The following is a 16,470-nucleotide window of genomic DNA, read 5'->3' on the forward strand; positions in this document are numbered from 1 at the left end:
GTGGGCCGGGCAGCCGGCTCAGATGGCCAGCTCGGGCTTGACCCGCAGGGCCGTCCAGGTGCCCGCGCGGCGCGCGGCGACGGTGGACACGAGGAACCCGCCGACGAGGTATGCCGCGAGGACGCCGAGGTCGACGGCCAGGTGGTCGAGCGAGCCGCCGTACATCAGGCGGCGGATGCCGTCGACCGCGTAGGACATGGGCAGCACGTGGTGCAGCGGGTGCAGCGGCCCCGGGAGGGTCTGCCACGGGAACGTGCCGCCGGCGCTCACGAGCTGGAGCACCATGAAGACCAGGCCGAGGAACTTGCCCGGTGCGCCCAGCCGGGCGGCGAGCGCGTGCAGCACCATGACGAAGGCCAGGGACACCACGGCCATGAAGGCGATGAGCAGCAGCGGGTGCTCGGCGCCGATGCCCACGCCCCGCACCACCACGGCATACACGAGGACCGACTGGACCACCCCGAGGACTGCCGGCGCGAGCCAGCCGCCCAGGGCCGTGCGCCAGCTCGGCTGGCCGGCGGCGAGCGCCCGGGCCGACAGCGGCTTGACGAGCAGGAAGAGCACGTAGCCGCCGATCCACAGCGCGAGGCTGAGGAAGAACGGGGCCAGTCCGGCTCCGTAGCTCGACGCCGACGCCAGCGAGCTGCCCTGCACGCCCACCGGGTTGCCGAGGGTCTGGGCGACGGCCTTGCGCGCCTCCGGGCTCGGGTCGGGGATCGACCTGAGGCCCTGCTGCAGCCCGTCGCGGAGCTTCGTGGCGCCCTGCTGGAGCCGGTCGAGGCCGGTGGCGAGGTCGCCGGCGCCGGAGTCGAGCTTCGTCGCGCCGTCGAGGGCCGCACGCTGGCCGGTGGCCAGGTCCGACGCGCCCGAGGCCAGGGCCCGGTTGCCGGCGGCGAGGTCGTTGGCTCCCGACGCCAGGCGCGCGCTGCCGTTGTCCGCCCGGGCGATGCCGTCGTGGAGCGGACCGGCCGCCGCAGCGAGCCGGTCGGCGCCCGCGGCCACCTGCGCGGCCCCGGCGGAGAGCTGGTCCAGCTGCTGCGACGCCGTCTGCACCTGGCCGTTGGCACTCGTGACCGGGCCGCTCAGCTGCTGCGCCGCGTCGAGCACCTGCTGCACCTGGGTGTCGGTGAACCCCGCGGCACGGAGCCTGTCGGCGAGGTCCCCCTGGCTGGTCGTCACGTCGGCGACGAAGGCGTTCGAGGCAGCGGCGACCTGTGCGCCCGCAGCCGCGACCTTGGCGTTGCCGTCGGCCACCTGGTGCGCACCGTCCGCGAGGCGCCGTGTGTCGGCGGGCAGGGTCGCGGTGCGCTGGTCGAGCGTCTGCAGGCCCGCGTGCAGGTCGGTCGCGCCGGAGGCGAGCTGGTCGGCCCCGGACGCGACCTTCGACGCACCCTGCGCGAGCTGGTCGCTGCCGCTCACGAGCTTCTTCTCCCCCGCGACGAGGCTGTCGGCGCCGTCGGCCAGCCGGTGGGCGCCGTCGTCGGCCTGCGAGAGCCCGTCGGCGAGCTGCCCCGCGCCGTCGGCAGCGTCCTTGACCTTGCCGTGGATCGTCGTGAAGCCGGTCAGGAGCTGGTTGGCGGCGGTGGAGCTCACCTCGGAGGCCACCGACTTCGTCACCTGGGCGACGACCTGGTTCGCGATGGTGCGGGCGAGGTAGCCGTTGGCGTCGTTGGTCTCCAGGCGCAGCTCGGCCTGGCGCGGCGTGAACTCCGCGCTCGACGCCAGGGCTGCGGAGAAGTCCGCCGGGACCACGAGCGCGAAGTCGTAGCGGCCGTCGGAGACCCCGTCGTGGGCCTGCTGCCGCCCGACGCGGTGCCAGTCGAAGCTGTGCGACCGCACCAGCTCGTCGGCCACCCGGTCGCCGACGGCGAGGCGCTCCCCGTTGGCGAGGGTGGTGCCCGAGTCCTCGACGACGACGGCGGCGGGGACCTGCGCGAGGCCGCCGTAGGGGTCCTTGTTGGCGTAGAGGTACAGGCCGCCGTAGAGGGTGGGGACGAGCAGCATCGCGACGAGGGCGGCGCGCGGCAGGCGGCCCGCGGTGAGCCGGCGCAGCTCGGTCAGGGCGAGGCGGACGGCGGTCACGCGACCACCTCCGCGGCCTCGGCACCGTGCGCGGCACCCCGCTCGTGCGCGGCTCCCGGACCCCCCTCGGCCCCCAGCTCCTGCGTCGCCCCCAGCTCGTGCCGGACCGGCTGGCCCAGGGCGCGGACGGTGGCGTGGCTGCACTGGACGACGACGGTGAGGCCCTCACCGGCATACCGGTGGGCGGCGCTCCACCACTCCTCGGGCCTGCCGCCCAGGCGGTCGGGGGCGGTGACGACGAGCACGCGCGTGAGCGCACGGCGTGCCGCGACGTCCAGGAGCAGCCGGGTGCGGGCACCCGGGTCGAGCGCCTCGAAGCGCTCCCTTGCGAGGTCCTGCAGGCCGTGCGCGGTGAGGAGCGCCCGCGTGGCGGCGCGGCTCGACGGCAGCCCGGCCAGGGCCAGCTGCTCGGCCACGGCGGCACGCACCGTGACGGCGTCCTCCGGGGCGCTCACGTCGGGCACGTCGACCAGCGCGACGTGCCGGCGCAGCGCGGCGGTGTCGGGGTCGCCGTCGAGCGTGACCGAGCCGCCCGCGAGGCGGATGCGGCCCGCGAGGGCGAGGGCGAGTGCTACGTGACCGGGGCCGGGGTCGCCGGCGACCAGCTCGACGCGGCGGGGCGACGCGTGCAGCGTCGTCGGCAGCAGCAGCGGGCCGTGCAGCCCGGCGACCTCGACGCGGTCGGCGAGGAGCTCCATGTCTGTCCTTCTCCGGCCGCCGGGGACCCCGGCACCCCGAGGGGGAAGGGCCCGCACCGGCGGTCTCGAGTGCGGTCGTACTTTGGATACACATCCGTATCCGATACAGCAGTGTATCCTCAAGGCATGGCCACCGCCAACGCAGACCAGGGCAAGCCGCGCTCACACCGCCGGCAGGCCACCCGCGACCGGCTCCTCGCCGCGGCCGGAGAGGTCTTCGCCGAGCGCGGCTTCCACGGCGCGAGCGTCGAGGACATCTGCGAGCGTGCCGGTTTCACCCGGGGCGCGTTCTACTCGAACTTCACCGACAAGGACGAGCTCGTCACCGAGCTCTACGCCCAGCACTCGCGGCGGCTGCGGACGGCCGTCACCGAGGTCGCGTCGCGACCCGGGCTGACCCTGCCCGACCTGCTCGACGCCGTCGTCGACGTGTGGGCGGGCGACCCGGAGGAGCGCCGCCGCTGGCACCTGCTGACGACCGAGTTCGGGTTGCACGCGCTGCGCGACGAGCAGGCCCGGCGCGCATGGGCCGCGATCCAGGCCGACGTGCGCTCGGGGCTCGCGGAGGTCGTCGACGGCATCGTCCGCAGCCACGACCTGCACCCGACGGTGTCGACCGACCGCTTCGTCCGCTTGGTGACGATGGTGCTGCAGGGCGGCCTGGCGCAGCACCTGCTCGAGCCCGACCAGGTCGGCCCGGGCGAGCTCGAGCGGGAGTTCCTGCCCCTGGTGACCGCCGCGGCCACCGAGGGCGCCGGGGCGGCAAGAGGGGGTCGCGCGGGCCGCTAGCCTTCGGCCATGGCGAAGGCACCCGCACTGCTCGACGTCGTCCCCCGGCAGCCGGCCGACCGCGCTTGGCTCGACGAGGCCGTCCGGCGGATCCAGGCGGACGCCAACCGCAGCGCCGACACCCACCTCATCTCGGTCCCGGTCCCCGGCCTGCCCGGCATCGACCTGTACCTCAAGGACGAGTCGACCCACCCCACCGGCAGCCTCAAGCACCGGCTGGCCCGGTCGCTGTTCCTCTACGCCCTCTGCAACGGCGAGCTGCACCGGGGCACGACCGTCATCGAGGCGTCGAGCGGGTCGACGGCCGTGTCGGAGGCCTACTTCGCGCGCATGCTCGACCTGCCCTTCGTGGCGGTCATGGCCCGCAGCACCAGCCCGGAGAAGATCGCCCTCATCGAGCGCGAGGGTGGCCGCTGCCACCTGGTCGACGACGCCGGCGAGGTGTACGACGTCGCCCGGCGCCTCGCCGACGAGCTCGGCGGGCACTACCTCGACCAGTTCACCTACGCCGAGCGCGCCACCGATTGGCGCGGCAACAACAACATCGCCGAGTCGGTCTTCGAGCAGATGACCCGCGAGCGCCACCCCGTGCCGACCTGGGTGGTCGTGGGTGCGGGCACCGGCGGCACCTGCGCGACGATCGGACGGTTCGTGCGCTACCGCAGCCTGGCCACGCAGGTGTGCGTCGTCGACCCGGAGAACTCCGCCTTCCTCCCGGCCTTCGCAGGTGACGACGAGGGCGTGGCGCGGGCGTGCGGCTCGCGCATCGAGGGCATCGGGCGGCCACGCGTGGAACCGAGCTTCGTCCCCGCCGTCGTCGACCGGATGATGCTGGTCCCCGACGTCGCCTCGGTGGCGGCGATGCGGTTCCTGGCCGAGCGCACCGGGCTGCGCGCGGGCTGCTCGACGGGCACCAACCTCTACGGCGCGCTGCGGCTCGCGTGCGAGATGGCCGAGCGCGGCGAGGAGGGCAGCATCGTGTCGCTGCTGTGCGACGGCGCCGACCGGTATGCCGGGACGTACCTGTGCGACGACTGGGTCGCCGAGCGCGGGTGGGACCTCCAGGGCCCGACCGCCACCCTGCGCCGCGCCTGGGACGAGGGCGTCTGGGACGAGGCCTGACGCCCCTCCCCTAGCCGCCGGAGACGGCGTTGACGACGTGCACGGTCGCGGTCCCGGCGACCGGCGTCGCGACACCCTCGAGCCGCTTGGCGTCCTCCCCGTCGACGAACACGTTCACGTGCCGGCGGATCTCGCCGCGCTCGTCCCGGACCCGGCGCGCCAGCACCGGCCACGGCTCGAACGCGCGGTCGAGCACCTCCGACAGCACCGCGCCGTCGGCGACCTCGACCGGCAGCTCGGCCGCTCCGTCGGCCAGGTCGCGCAGCAGGCCCGGCAGCACCACACGGACCGTCACGGCAGCGTGACCGCCCGGACAACGAGCACGTCGGGCAGCTGCGTCGCGATCCGCTCGAACGTCTCACCCTCGTCCGTCGAGGCGTAGACCTCGCCGTTGCGGGTGCCGACGTACAGCCCGGGCTGCTCGGAGGTGTCGGTGCCCGCGGCGTCGCGCAGCACGTTGGTCCAGCTGTGCGGGAGCCCGGTCGTCAGCTCGCGCCAGGTGGCGCCGGCGTCGTCGGACCGCGCGACCTGCAGCTGCGCGTTCGGCGGGATCCGTTCGCCGTCGGAGGCGATCGGCACGAGCCAGACCGAGTCGCCGCGCGCAGGGTTGGCCACCGCCGTCATCCCGAAGTTGGTCGGCAGGCCCTCCTCGATCGAGGTCCACGTGACGCCGTTGTCGTCGGAGCGGTAGACGCCCTTGTGGTTCTGCGCGTAGAGCCGGGTCGGGGTCGCCGAGTCGCGGGCGACCTTGTGCACGCACTGGCCGAACTCGGGCCACTCGTCGTGCGGCATGAAGTAGGCGTGGATGCCGGTGTTGCCCGGGTTCCAGGACGCGCCGCCGTCGGTGGTGTTGTAGACGCCGCCGGTGCTCATGGCCACGAGCATCGAGTCGGGGTCGGCCGGGCTCGGCAGCACCGTGTGGATCGCTCCGCCGCCGAAGCCCTCGCCCCACTGCGGCCGGTGCGGGTGCTCCCACAGCCCGCGGTTGAGCTCGAACGTCTCACCCCGGTCCGCGCTGCGCCACAGGCCCTGAGGCTCGGTGCCGGCCCAGACGACCGTGGGGTCGTGGGGGTCGGCGACCAGCTGCCAAGTGGCCTTGAGCGCGGTGTCGGTGTCAGCCGGGAACTGGATCGAGCCGTCGGGGTGCTCGACCCACGTCTGCCCCAGGTCGTCGGAGTGCTGCAGCGACGGGCCCCAGTGGGACGAGCGGAAGCCCACGAGCAGCCGGGTGGGCTCCTGTCGGGTGTCGAACAGGAGCGATAGCACCTCGCTCATCAGGAAGTGCGGGCCCTCGAGCCGCCACTCCCGCCGGTCCTCGCTGCGTGCCAGCCACAGCCCCTTGCGCGTCCCGATCCCGACGATGGTCTCGCTCATGGAACCTCAGGATGCCACCGCCCACCGACGGCGTCACCGGCTTTTGGGCGCAGGCCCCGTTCCTCGGGGATGCAGGCCAGGGACGCGCTAGGGGTGCACGAGGTTGCGCAGCGGCAGGCCCGCGGCATACGCCCCCAGCTGCTCCCGCAGGAGTCGGGTGGCGCGCGGCGTGAAGGCGCTCGACGCACCCCCGACGTGCGGTGTGATGAGCACGCCCGGGAGGTCCCACAGCGGGTGGTCCTCGGGCAGCGGCTCGGGGTCGGTGACGTCGAGGGCCGCCCGGATCCGGCCCGCGCGGGCGTGCCGCACGAGGGCGTCGGTGTCGACCACGCCGCCTCGCGCGACGTTCACGAGCAGTGACCCATCGGGCATCGCCGCGAGGAAGGCGTCGTCGACCAGGCCCGCCGTGACCTCGCTCAGCGGCACGATGAGGATCACGACGTCGTGCTGGGGCAGCAGGTCGGGCAGCTCGTCGACGCCGTGCACCGAGCGGACCAGCTCGTCGCCGGCGCGGGCGCGGGAGGCCACCGCCGTGACCGTGACCTCGAACGGGGTCAGGCGGGCCGCGATGGCCCTGCCGATCGAGCCGTACCCGACGACGAGCACGCGCTTGTCGGCGAGCGCCGGGTGCATCGTCGTGGGCAGCCAGCGGTGCTCTCGCTGGGCGACGACGAAGTCCGGGACGTCGCGCAGCGACGCCAGCGTCAGGGCCACCGCCAGCTCCGCCGTCGAGGCGTCGTGGACGCCCGCGGCGTTCGCCAGCCGCGCACCGGGGGGCAGCAGGTCCGGGACGCCGTCGTAGCCGGCGGTGAGCAGCTGCACCAGGTCGAGGTCCGGGAGCGTCGACAGCACGGGCAGCCGGGGCCCGGCCCCGAGGTACGGCGGCACCACGACACGCACCTCCTTCGCCCGCGGGTGCGGCTCGGACAGGTCCCACACGCCCAGCTCCAGCCCGGGCACGGGACCCACCGCGTCGACCCACTCCTGCCCCGGCAGCGTCACGAGCACCATGGCCGCCACGCTAGCCGGGGGCGCGCGCGCCCGGTCCGGCGCGTCCACGTCGCGTCCTGTCACCTACCGCACAATGGGGTATGCCGCCGCGCCCCACCACCCGCGCCGTGCGGGCCCTCGCAGCGGGGTCCGCCGTGGTCGTGACCCTGCTGGCCGCGACCGGCTGCAGCGGGTCCCCCGCGTCCGACGGGACGGTCACCGCACCCTCCCTCACGACGACCCGGGCCGGGGAGGGCGGCACGTCCGGCACCACCCCGCCATCGAGCACCGCGCCGTCGAGCGGCACCCCGTCGTCGGGCACGGGCTCGTCGACCGGGACGCCCTCGACCGGCGCCACCGCGGCCCGCCCGGCCGTCGTCACCGTGGCTCGCGACCTCGACGTCCCGTGGGCGGTCGCGTTCCTGCCGGACGGCTCCGCACTGGTCACCCTGCGCGACCGGGCGCAGCTGCTGCACGTCCGCGAGGGATCGGCGCCCGTGGTCCTCGGCACCGTCCCCGGGGTCGCGCCCGCCGGTGAGGGCGGCCTGCTGGGCGTCGCGGTGTCGCCGACCTTCGCGCGCGACCACCGCGTCTTCGTCTACTACACCGGGGAGCAGGACAACCGGGTCGTGCGGCTGACGTTCGCCGACGGGAGGGCGACGTCGTTCACACCGGTGCTCACCGGCATACCGAAGGCCGGGTTCCACAACGGCGGGCGCCTCGCGTTCGGGCCGGACGGGTACCTCTACGTCACCACGGGCGACGCGGGCAACCGGCCCGCGGCGCAGGACAAGGGCGCGCTCGGCGGCAAGATCCTGCGGGTCACGCAGGACGGTGCGGCGGCCCCCGGCAACCCGTTCGGCACGCGCGTGTGGAGCTACGGGCACCGCAATGTCCAGGGCATCGCGTGGGCCCCCGACGGGCGCATGTATGCCAGCGAGTTCGGCCAGGACACGTGGGACGAGCTCAACCTCATCCAGCCCGGGCGCAACTACGGCTGGCCGGTGGTCGAGGGCCGGGCGGGTCGGGCCGGGTACACCGACCCGCTCGTGCAGTGGCCGACGTCGCAGGCCTCACCGAGCGGCATCGCGATCGCGGACGGGTCGGTCTGGATGGCGGCCCTGCGAGGTCGTTCGCTGTGGCGGATCCCGTTGCAGGGCAACGGCGTCGGGACGCCGCAGCGGCTGCTGGAAGGGCGCTACGGGCGGCTGCGCGACGTCGTGTCGGCGGGCAGCGGCCGGCTCTGGGTGGTCACGAGCAACACGTTCCGCGGCAACCCCGGCCCGCAGGACGACCGGATCCTCGACGTGGCCATCTCCTCCCTGCGCTGAGCCCGCCCGCTCCCCCACCCCTCGCCGCCCGCCGCCCCGCCCCCGACGCGCAGAACGGCAGTTGCGGACGTGAAACGGGGCTCCAGAACTGCCGTTTCATGCCAGCAACTGCCGTTGTGCCGAGCCGCCGTGGAGCCGAGGTGCCGGCCGGGGCGGGCCGAGTACGCGTCAGGTGAGCTTGGCGAGGATGAGCTCGCGGGCCCTGCCGGCGTCGGCCTGGCCCTTCATCTCCTTCATGACCTGGCCGATGAGCGCGCCGGCGGCCTGCACCTTGCCGTCGCGGATCTTCTGGGCGACGTCGGGGTTGCCCTCGATGACCTTGTCGACCGCCGCCTCGAGCGCACCGTCGTCCTGCACGAGCTCGAGCCCGCGCGCGTCGGCGACCTGCGTCGGCGTTCCCTCGCCGGCGACGACGCCGTCGAGGACCTGCCGGGCCATCGAGTCGTTGAGGCGGCCGTCGCGGACCAGCCCGTCGAGCTCGGCGATGTGCTCGGCCGTGACGCCGAGGTCCGCGACCGCGACACCGTCGGCGTTCGCGCGCCGGGCCAGGTCGCCGAGCCACCACTTGCGGGCAGCCGCCGGGCTCGCGCCGGCCGCCACGGTCTCCTCGATGAGCTCGACCGCGCCGGCGTTGACGACGTCGCGCATCTCGAGGTCGCTGTAGCCCCAGTCGGACTGGAGCCGCTTGCGGCGCTGCGCCGGGGGCTCGGGCAGGGTGGCCCGCAGCTCCTCGACCGTCTCGCGGGTCGGGGCCACCGGGACGAGGTCGGGCTCCGGGAAGTACCGGTAGTCGTCGGCGTCGGACTTGGGACGCCCCGACGTGGTCACGCCGGTGTCCTCGTGCCAGTGCCGGGTCTCCTGCAGGATCGAGCCGCCCGCGTCGAGGATCGCCGCGTGCCGCGAGATCTCGTAGCGGACCGCGCGCTCGACCGACCGCAGCGAGTTGACGTTCTTGGTCTCGGTGCGGGTACCGAGCGGCACCGCCGCCTGCTCCTCGCTCGTCGGCTCGCCGGCCCGCGCGCGGAGCGAGACGTTGGCGTCGCAGCGCAGCGAGCCCTGCTCCATCTTCACGTCGGAGACGCCGAGCGCGCGCAGCAGGTCGCGCAGCGCGCCGACGTACGCGCGGGCCACCTCCGGCGCCCGCGAGCCGGCGCCGGTGATCGGCTTGGTGACGATCTCGATGAGCGGGATGCCGGCCCGGTTGTAGTCGACGAGCGAGTAGTCCGCGCCGTGGATGCGGCCGGTCGAGCCGCCGATGTGCAGCGACTTGCCGGTGTCCTCCTCCATGTGGGCGCGCTCGATCTCGACCCGGAAGACCTCGGTGCCGCTGCCGTGCTCGGCCGGAACCTCGACGTCGAGGTAGCCGTTGAAGGCGATCGGCTCGTCGTACTGGCTGGTCTGGAAGTTCTTCGGCATGTCCGGGTAGAAGTAGTTCTTCCGGGCGAAGCGGCACCACTGCGCGATCTCGCAGTTGAGCGCCAGGCCGATCCGGATCGCCGACTCGACGGCCTTCTCGTTGACGACCGGCAGGGCGCCGGGCAGGCCGAGGCACACCGGGCACACCTGGCTGTTCGGCTCGGCGCCGAAGCCGGTGGCGCAGCCGCAGAACATCTTGGTCGCGGTGTTGAGCTCGACGTGGACCTCGAGGCCCATGACCGGGTCGTACCGGTCGATCGCCTCGTCGTAGTCGACGACCTCGTCGGTGACGGTGGTGGTCATCGCGGTCACGCTCCCTTCAGGGCGGTCAGGTCGGGGGCCTGCGTCAGCAGCGGGCGGCCCCAGCTCTGGACGAGCATCCGCTCCAGCGCCGCACCGACGCCGTAGAGCCGCTCGTCCTGGGTGGCGGGCGCGAGGATCTGGATGCCGGTCGGCAGCCCGTCCTCGTCGGCCAGGCCGCTCGGCAGAGACATGCCGGGGACGCCCGCGAGGTTGGCCGGGATCGTCGCGACGTCCTGCAGGTACATCGACATCGGGTCGGCGAGCTTGTCCCCCAGCTTGAACGCCGTCGTGGGCGACGTCGGGCTGACGAGGACGTCGACCTTCTCGAAGGCCGCGGCGAAGTCGTTCGAGATCAGCCGTCGGACCTTCTGCGCCTGGCCGTAGTAGGCGTCGTAGTAGCCGCTGGACAGCGCGTACGTGCCCAGGATGATGCGCCGCTTCACCTCGTCGCCGAAGCCGGCGTCACGCGTCGCTGCCATGACCTGCTCGGCGCTCGGGGCGTCGACGCCCTCGGGCAGCACCCTCAGGCCGTAGCGCATGGCGTCGAACTTGGCGAGGTTCGAGGACGCCTCGCTGGGCAGGATCAGGTAGTACGCCGCGAGCGCGTAGTCGAAGCTCGGGCAGGACACCTCGACGACCTCGGCACCGGCGCCCTCGAGCAGGGCCACCGCCTCGTCGAACCGGGCGCGCACGCCGGCCTGGTAGCCCTCGCCGCCGAGCTCCTTGATGACACCGACCCTGAGCCCGGCGACATCGGCCCGGCGGGCCGCCTCGACGACCGGCGGCGCGGGCGCGTCGATCGACGTGGAGTCCATCGGGTCGTGGCCGCCGATGACCGAGTGCAGCAGCGCCGCGTCGAGCACGGTGCGGGTGCACGGACCGGCCTGGTCCAGGCTCGAGGCGAGCGCGACGAGGCCGTAGCGGGAGACGCCGCCGTAGGTGGGCTTGACGCCGACCGTGCCGGTGACCGCGGCGGGCTGGCGGATCGAGCCGCCCGTGTCGGTGCCGATGGCCAGCGGTGCCTCGTATGCCGCGACGACGGCCGAGGAGCCACCGCCCGAGCCGCCGGGGATGCGGTCGAGGTCCCACGGGTTGTGGGTCGGGCCGTAGGCCGAGTGCTCCGTGGAAGAGCCCATCGCGAACTCGTCCATGTTGGTCTTGCCGAGGATCGGCAGCCCGGCGGCGCGCAGCCTGGCTACCACGGTGGCGTCGTACGGCGGCACCCAGCCCTCGAGGATGCGCGAGCCGCACGTGGTCGGCATACCGCGCGTGGCCATCACGTCCTTGACGGCGATGGGCACGCCGGCGAGGACGTGGAGGTCCTCGTCGCCGGCGGCGCGGCGGTCGTCGACCTCGCGCGCGCTCGCGAGCGCGCCCTCGGCGTCGACGTGGAGGAAGGCGTGCACGGCGCCGTCGACGGCGGCGATGCGGTCGAGGTGGGCCTGGACGAGCTCGACGGAGCTGATCTCCTTGCGGGCGAGGCCGTCGGCGAGCTCCGCGGCGGAGGCGCGGGTGAGGTCGGTGGTCACAGGTGTCCTTGGGTCCGTCGGGTCAGTCTTCGTCGAGGATGCGCGGCACCGCGAAGCGCTGCTGCTCCTGGGCGGGCGCGCCCGAGAGGGCGGCCTCGGCGCCGAGGGAGGGGCGCACCTCGTCCGGGCGGGTCACGTTCGTGATGGGCATGGGGTGCGACATCGGCTCGATGTCCTGCGCCGCCACCTCCTGGACCTTGGCCACGGACTCGAGGATGACGCCGAGCTCCCCGACCATGCGGTCGAGCTCGGCATCGGACAGGTCGATGCGGGCGAGGCCGGCGAGGTGCGCGACGTCGTCCCGGGACAGTGCGGACATGCCCGCCAGTCTAGGGGCGGTGCCGTGCGGGCCGGCACCGTGGCCGAGGCGCCCGGTCGACGGGCACCGGACCCCCTCCGGCACGGCTCCGGGAGTGACGCATCGCTCATGTCGCGGCGCCCGTCCCCGGCCTAGGGTTGGGCCCCATGAGCGACCTGCCCACCGAGCTGTTCACCGCCATCGACCACGTCGGCGTCGCGGTCCGCGACCTGGACGAGGCCATCGCCTTCTACCGGGACACCTTCGGGATGGAGCTCGCGCACGAGGAGGAGAACGAGGAACAGGGTGTCCGCGAGGCGATGATGGCCGTCGGCGGCAGCGGGTCGCACGTGCAGCTGCTCGCGCCGCTCACGCCCGAGTCGACCATCGCGAAGTTCCTGGAGAAGTCCGGCCCCGGCGTGCAGCAGGTGGCCTACCGCGTCGAGGACGTCGAGGCCGTAAGCCAGGTGCTGCGCGACCGCGGGCTGCGCCTGCTCTACGACGAGCCCCGCCGGGGCACCTCGAACTCCCGGGTCAACTTCATCCACCCCAAGGACGCCGGCGGGGTGCTGGTCGAGCTGGTGCAGCCGGCCCACGAGACCCACTGACGCGCGGCCCTGCATCACGGCGCGGTCGGTCGGGACCTCCGACCCTGACGACATCGCTCCGGCGCCCGGCAGGCTGGTCGTCCCTGCACGAGCGTCCCGGGAGGCACCATGACCAGCGAGCAGGTCGCGCCCTCCGTCGGGCCGGGCGAGGTCCTCGCGGCCGTGGCGGCCAGCGCGGCCCGGACCGCCCGCCTCCTAGCCACCGGCCGGCTCCGGCAGCCGGACGACCTCGTCGGCACCCGGCTGCCCTTCCGGGACGGGACGCGGTCGATGATCTTCCGCACGACGGAGCGTGACCCGTCCGCCGGGACGGAGCCGTCGGTGCTGCAGGTGCGCTTCCGGCTGCGCTGGATCGGCGAGCGCCCCACGCTGCACCGGGTCTTCGTCACCACCTGCATCGTGAACACGCCGCTCTTCGCCGGGTTCCCCGGCTTCGTGCGCAAGCAGTGGATGGTCGACCCCAGGACGTTCGTCTACCGCGGCCTGTACGACTGGGACGGCGCGGACCGGGCGCGCTGGTATGCCGAGCGGCTGCGGCACGTCCTGGCGCTGGTCTGCGTGCCGGGCTCCGTCGAGTACGTCGTCGTCCCCGGACTCGGCGTCGACGACGTCCTCCGGGACGGCAGCAGGCTGCAGCGGCAGGAGCCCGGTGCGCAGGACGCCGACGCCGACGCCCTGTGGTGGGAGCTGGCCGGGTAGGGCGGGGGCGGTGACGCGGCCTCGGCCGGACGGGCCGGACGTGCTCGTGGTGGGTGCGGGACCGACCGGGCTGGCGCTCGCGCTGCAGGCGGCGGCGCACGGGGCCCGGGTGGAGGTCGTGGACAGCCGTGACGGGACGCCGAGGCCGTCGCGTGCGCTGGTCCTGCACCCGAGGACCCTCGAGCTGCTCGCGCCCCTCGGGGCCACCGAGCGCCTGCTCGCGGCGGGGACGACCCGCGTGGACGCGGTGCTGCACGCACGGGGGCGGGACGTCCGGGTCGACCTCGGCGACCTGCCGCTGCCCGACACCGCGCACCCGTGGCTGCTCCTGCTCTCCCAGGCGGCCGTGGAGGCGACGCTGCTCGGGCTGCTCGACGAGCGCGGTGTCACCGTCCAGTGGGACACGGAGGTCGGGGACGTCGGGGCTGGGGACGTCGTGGGGGGCGACGTGCGGGCGGGCGACGTGGGGGCGGGCGACGATGGGCTGCAGGGCAGGACGGTCGTGCGCGGCCGCGACGGCGCCGTCCTCGGCGCGGCACGGTTCGTGGTGGGCTGCGACGGCGCGGCGAGCAGGGTCCGCGCGAGCGCCGGGATCGGCTTCCCCGGCCGCGACTACCGCCACCCCGTCGTCATCGCCGACGTCGACGTCGCGCAGCCGTCCGGCCTGTCCGGCGCCCACGTCTTCGCCGCCCGTGACGGCATCGCGTTCCTGTTCCCGCTCGGAGAGCAGGCTCCCTGGCGGCTGGTCGTCGCCGGGCCCGCTGCCGGGCGACCGGCCGGCCCCAGAGCCGGCCGCGCCACCGCTCGGACGGGTCCGCGCGCTCCCCACCCGCCATGGCCGGAGCCGCCGTCGGCCCGGGAGCTCGCCGACCTCGTGCGGTCGATGACCGACGGAGCCGTCACCCTGGGCGACGTCGCGTGGGCCGAGCTGGTGCCGCTGCGCCACCACCTGGCCCGGGCCTACCGCCGCGGGTCGGTGCTGCTCGCCGGCGATGCCGTCCACGTGCACAGCCCGGCCGGCGCGCAGGGCATGAACACGGGCCTGCAGGACGCGTGCGCCCTCGGCTGGCGGCTCGCCCTCGCGAGCACGTCGCCGCCGGGGGTGAGCCGCCTGCTCGACGGCTACGAGCAGGAGCGGCGTCCGGTCGCCCGGCTCGGGATCGCCTGGACCTCGCTCGCCTGGTGGGGCGAGTCGTCCGCCGACCCGGTGGCCCGGGTCCTGCGGCGGGTGGTGGTCCCCGCCGCGGCGCCCACCGTCGCCCAGCACCTCGACGCCGTCGCGCCCGGGGTGCGCGTCGTCACCGGGCTGGCCCTCAGCCACCGCCGACCCGGCTTCCCCCTCGCGCTGAGGGGACCGGGTCCCCGCGCCGGCAGCGTCCACGTGGGCGACCGCCTGCCCGACCTCGTCCTGCCTCCTGTCCCGGCCGAGCCGCCCGGCACGGCCGAGCCGCTCGACGGCGAGCGAGCCAGCGCGCCGCACCGGCTGTACCAGCTGCTGGACCGGACGGGCCACCACCTGCTGCTGCTGGGCGAGCGGGCGGCCGCACCACCCCTGCCGGACGCGGCGCCCGGCCTGCCGGAGCACTGGGTCCACCGGGTCCGGCTGCCCGCCGCGCACGGCGGCGACGACCTGGCCCGCCGGCTCGGGACGACCTGCCCCGCCTGGTGCCTCGTCCGGCCCGACCAGTACGTCGCAGCGGTCGGTGGCGGGTGAGCCACGTCACCGCGTGACCGGAGTCTCACTCCGTGCCGGATCGGCATACGCACCAGTAGTTTCGCTGCAACCGTGCAGCCTGACGCCGAGGAGAAGTTCCATGCAGGAGATCCGCGACGCCATCCTCTCCGGGGACCGCGCCGAGTCCACGTACGCCGGCCTGGCCATCCCCGAGTCCTACCGCGCCGTGACGGTGCACAAGGACGAGGTGGGCATGTTCGAGGGCATGGCCACCAAGGAGAAGGACCCCCGCAAGTCGTTGCACCTCGACGACGTGCCAGTGCCCGAGCTCGCCCCCGGCGAGGCCCTCGTCGCCGTCATGGCGAGCGCGATCAACTACAACACCGTGTGGACCTCGATCTTCGAGCCGGTGTCGACGTTCGGCTTCCTCGAGCGCTACGGCCGGACGTCGGAGTACGCCAAGCGGCACGACCTGCCGTACCACGTCGTCGGCTCCGACCTCGCCGGCGTCGTGCTCCGCGTGGCCCCCGGCGTCACCAAGTGGAAGCCCGGCCAGGAGGTCGTCGCCCACTGCCTGTCGGTCGAGCTCGAGGACGCCGACGGCCACAACGACACGATGCTCGACCCGCAGCAGCGGATCTGGGGCTTCGAGACCAACTTCGGCGGCCTCGCCGAGCTCGCGATCGTGAAGTCCAACCAGCTCATGCCCAAGCCCGCCCACCTGTCGTGGGAGGAGGCGGCGTCCCCCGGCCTGGTGAACTCCACGGCATACCGCCAGCTGGTCTCCAAGAACGGCGCCCAGATGAAGCTCGGCGACCGCGTCCTCATCTGGGGCGCCTCCGGCGGCCTCGGCTCCTACGCCACCCAGATGGCGCTGGCCGGCGGCGCGACCCCCGTCTGCGTCGTCTCCTCCCCCGAGAAGGCGCAGATCTGCCGCGACATGGGCGCCGAGCTCATCATCGACCGCAGCGCCGAGGGCTACCGGTTCTGGAACGACGACAACACCGCGCAGAACCCCAAGGAGTGGCAGCGGCTCGGCAAGAAGATCCGCGAGCTGACCGGCGGCTACGACGTCGACATCGTCTTCGAGCACCCGGGGCGCGAGACCTTCGGCGCCAGCGTCTACGTCGCACGCAAGGGCGGCACGATCGTGACCTGCGCGTCGACGTCGGGCTACCTGCACGAGTACGACAACCGCTACCTGTGGATGAACCTCAAGCGGATCGTCAGCAGCCACTTCGCCAACTACCGCGAGGCGTGGGAGGCCAACGAGCTCATCAACCGGGGGCTCATCCAGCCGACCCTCTCCAAGACGTACTCGATGGACGAGGTCGGCCAGGCCGCGCTCGACGTCCACCGCAACGCCCACCAGGGCAAGGTCGGCGTGCTGACGCTCTCGCCCGAGGAGGGGCTCGGCGTCACCGACCCCGAGAAGCGCGAGGCGCTGCTGCCGCAGATCAACCGGTTCCGCAACGCCTGACCCCGCACTGACCCCGCGCCCGGCGCGCTGCCACCTCGTGGCGCGCCGGGCTGCGGGCCCACCGGTGCCATAGGCT

General features: G+C 74.1%; 15 protein-coding genes. 7 read left to right on the forward strand and 8 right to left on the reverse strand.

The window, feature by feature from the left end; genetic code table 11:
* Positions 1 to 18 precede the first annotated feature (18 nt).
* Both RKE38_RS13150 and RKE38_RS13155 read right to left on the reverse strand, forming a co-directional pair.
* Complete coding sequence (locus RKE38_RS13150; RefSeq protein WP_316007936.1) at positions 19 to 2,082, reverse strand: YhgE/Pip domain-containing protein; 2,064 nt, start codon at positions 2,080 to 2,082, stop codon at positions 19 to 21.
* The gene (locus tag RKE38_RS13155) at positions 2,079 to 2,780 is read right to left on the reverse strand and encodes a hypothetical protein (protein WP_316007937.1); all 702 of its coding nucleotides are present in this window, start codon (positions 2,778 to 2,780) and stop codon (positions 2,079 to 2,081) included. Before RKE38_RS13155 ends, RKE38_RS13150 begins: the two co-directional genes overlap by 4 nt.
* A gap of 126 nt (positions 2,781 to 2,906) precedes the next feature.
* Between RKE38_RS13155 and RKE38_RS13160 the strand changes: the two genes are divergently transcribed.
* Positions 2,907 to 3,569 (forward strand): TetR/AcrR family transcriptional regulator, encoded by a 663-nt coding sequence (locus RKE38_RS13160; protein ID WP_316007938.1) that lies wholly within the window; start codon positions 2,907 to 2,909, stop codon positions 3,567 to 3,569.
* Between the two features lie 9 nt (positions 3,570 to 3,578).
* Complete coding sequence (locus RKE38_RS13165) at positions 3,579 to 4,691, forward strand: PLP-dependent cysteine synthase family protein (protein WP_316007939.1); 1,113 nt, start codon at positions 3,579 to 3,581, stop codon at positions 4,689 to 4,691.
* A gap of 10 nt (positions 4,692 to 4,701) precedes the next feature.
* Here the strand turns inward: RKE38_RS13165 and RKE38_RS13170 are convergent, their stop codons facing one another.
* The 3 genes from RKE38_RS13170 to RKE38_RS13180 form a co-directional block, all read right to left on the reverse strand.
* Complete coding sequence (locus RKE38_RS13170; RefSeq protein WP_316007940.1) at positions 4,702 to 4,986, reverse strand: MoaD/ThiS family protein; 285 nt, start codon at positions 4,984 to 4,986, stop codon at positions 4,702 to 4,704.
* Positions 4,983 to 6,065 carry a sialidase family protein gene (locus tag RKE38_RS13175; RefSeq protein WP_316007941.1) on the reverse strand — a complete coding sequence of 361 codons (1,083 nt, stop codon included), beginning with the start codon at positions 6,063 to 6,065 and terminating at the stop codon, positions 4,983 to 4,985. Before RKE38_RS13175 ends, RKE38_RS13170 begins: the two co-directional genes overlap by 4 nt.
* An 87-nt stretch (positions 6,066 to 6,152) precedes the next feature.
* Positions 6,153 to 7,076, reverse strand: a complete 924-nt coding sequence (locus RKE38_RS13180) for a 2-hydroxyacid dehydrogenase (RefSeq protein WP_316007942.1) — start codon at positions 7,074 to 7,076, stop codon at positions 6,153 to 6,155.
* Positions 7,077 to 7,156: 80 nt separating this feature from the next.
* Here RKE38_RS13180 and RKE38_RS13185 point away from each other — a divergent pair, with 80 nt between their 5' ends.
* The gene (locus RKE38_RS13185; RefSeq protein ID WP_316007943.1) at positions 7,157 to 8,386 is read left to right on the forward strand and encodes a PQQ-dependent sugar dehydrogenase; all 1,230 of its coding nucleotides are present in this window, start codon (positions 7,157 to 7,159) and stop codon (positions 8,384 to 8,386) included.
* Between the two features lie 168 nt (positions 8,387 to 8,554).
* Here the strand turns inward: RKE38_RS13185 and gatB are convergent, their stop codons facing one another.
* Genes gatB through gatC form a run of 3 tightly spaced genes read right to left on the reverse strand, consistent with a single transcriptional unit; the run spans position 8,555 to position 11,953 of the window.
* A complete protein-coding gene (gene gatB / locus RKE38_RS13190) occupies positions 8,555 to 10,105 on the reverse strand; it encodes an Asp-tRNA(Asn)/Glu-tRNA(Gln) amidotransferase subunit GatB (RefSeq protein WP_316007944.1) in 1,551 nt (516 codons plus the stop codon).
* Positions 10,106 to 10,110: 5 nt separating this feature from the next.
* Entirely contained in the window at positions 10,111 to 11,634 is a 1,524-nt protein-coding gene (gene gatA, locus RKE38_RS13195; protein WP_316007945.1) for an Asp-tRNA(Asn)/Glu-tRNA(Gln) amidotransferase subunit GatA, read from the reverse strand.
* 22 nt (positions 11,635 to 11,656) lie between these two features.
* Positions 11,657 to 11,953: an Asp-tRNA(Asn)/Glu-tRNA(Gln) amidotransferase subunit GatC gene (gatC, locus tag RKE38_RS13200; RefSeq protein ID WP_310155103.1), complete on the reverse strand. Its 297-nt coding sequence runs from the start codon at positions 11,951 to 11,953 to the stop codon at positions 11,657 to 11,659.
* Positions 11,954 to 12,099: 146 nt separating this feature from the next.
* Between gatC and mce the strand changes: the two genes are divergently transcribed.
* The 4 genes from mce (at position 12,100) to ccrA (ending at position 16,394) form a co-directional block, all read left to right on the forward strand.
* Positions 12,100 to 12,540: a methylmalonyl-CoA epimerase gene (gene mce, locus RKE38_RS13205; RefSeq protein WP_316007946.1), complete on the forward strand. Its 441-nt coding sequence runs from the start codon at positions 12,100 to 12,102 to the stop codon at positions 12,538 to 12,540.
* A gap of 108 nt (positions 12,541 to 12,648) precedes the next feature.
* On the forward strand, positions 12,649 to 13,239 hold the full coding sequence (locus RKE38_RS13210; protein ID WP_316007947.1) for a hypothetical protein: 591 nt from the start codon (positions 12,649 to 12,651) through the stop codon (positions 13,237 to 13,239).
* A 10-nt stretch (positions 13,240 to 13,249) separates the two neighbouring features.
* Positions 13,250 to 14,953: an FAD-dependent monooxygenase gene (locus RKE38_RS13215; RefSeq protein ID WP_316007948.1), complete on the forward strand. Its 1,704-nt coding sequence runs from the start codon at positions 13,250 to 13,252 to the stop codon at positions 14,951 to 14,953.
* Positions 14,954 to 15,053: 100 nt separating this feature from the next.
* Positions 15,054 to 16,394, forward strand: a complete 1,341-nt coding sequence (gene ccrA, locus RKE38_RS13220) for a crotonyl-CoA carboxylase/reductase (RefSeq protein ID WP_316007949.1) — start codon at positions 15,054 to 15,056, stop codon at positions 16,392 to 16,394.
* Positions 16,395 to 16,470 lie beyond the last annotated feature (76 nt).

This window comes from Phycicoccus sp. M110.8, assembly GCF_032464895.1.
Lineage (GTDB): Bacteria > Actinomycetota > Actinomycetes > Actinomycetales > Dermatophilaceae > Pedococcus.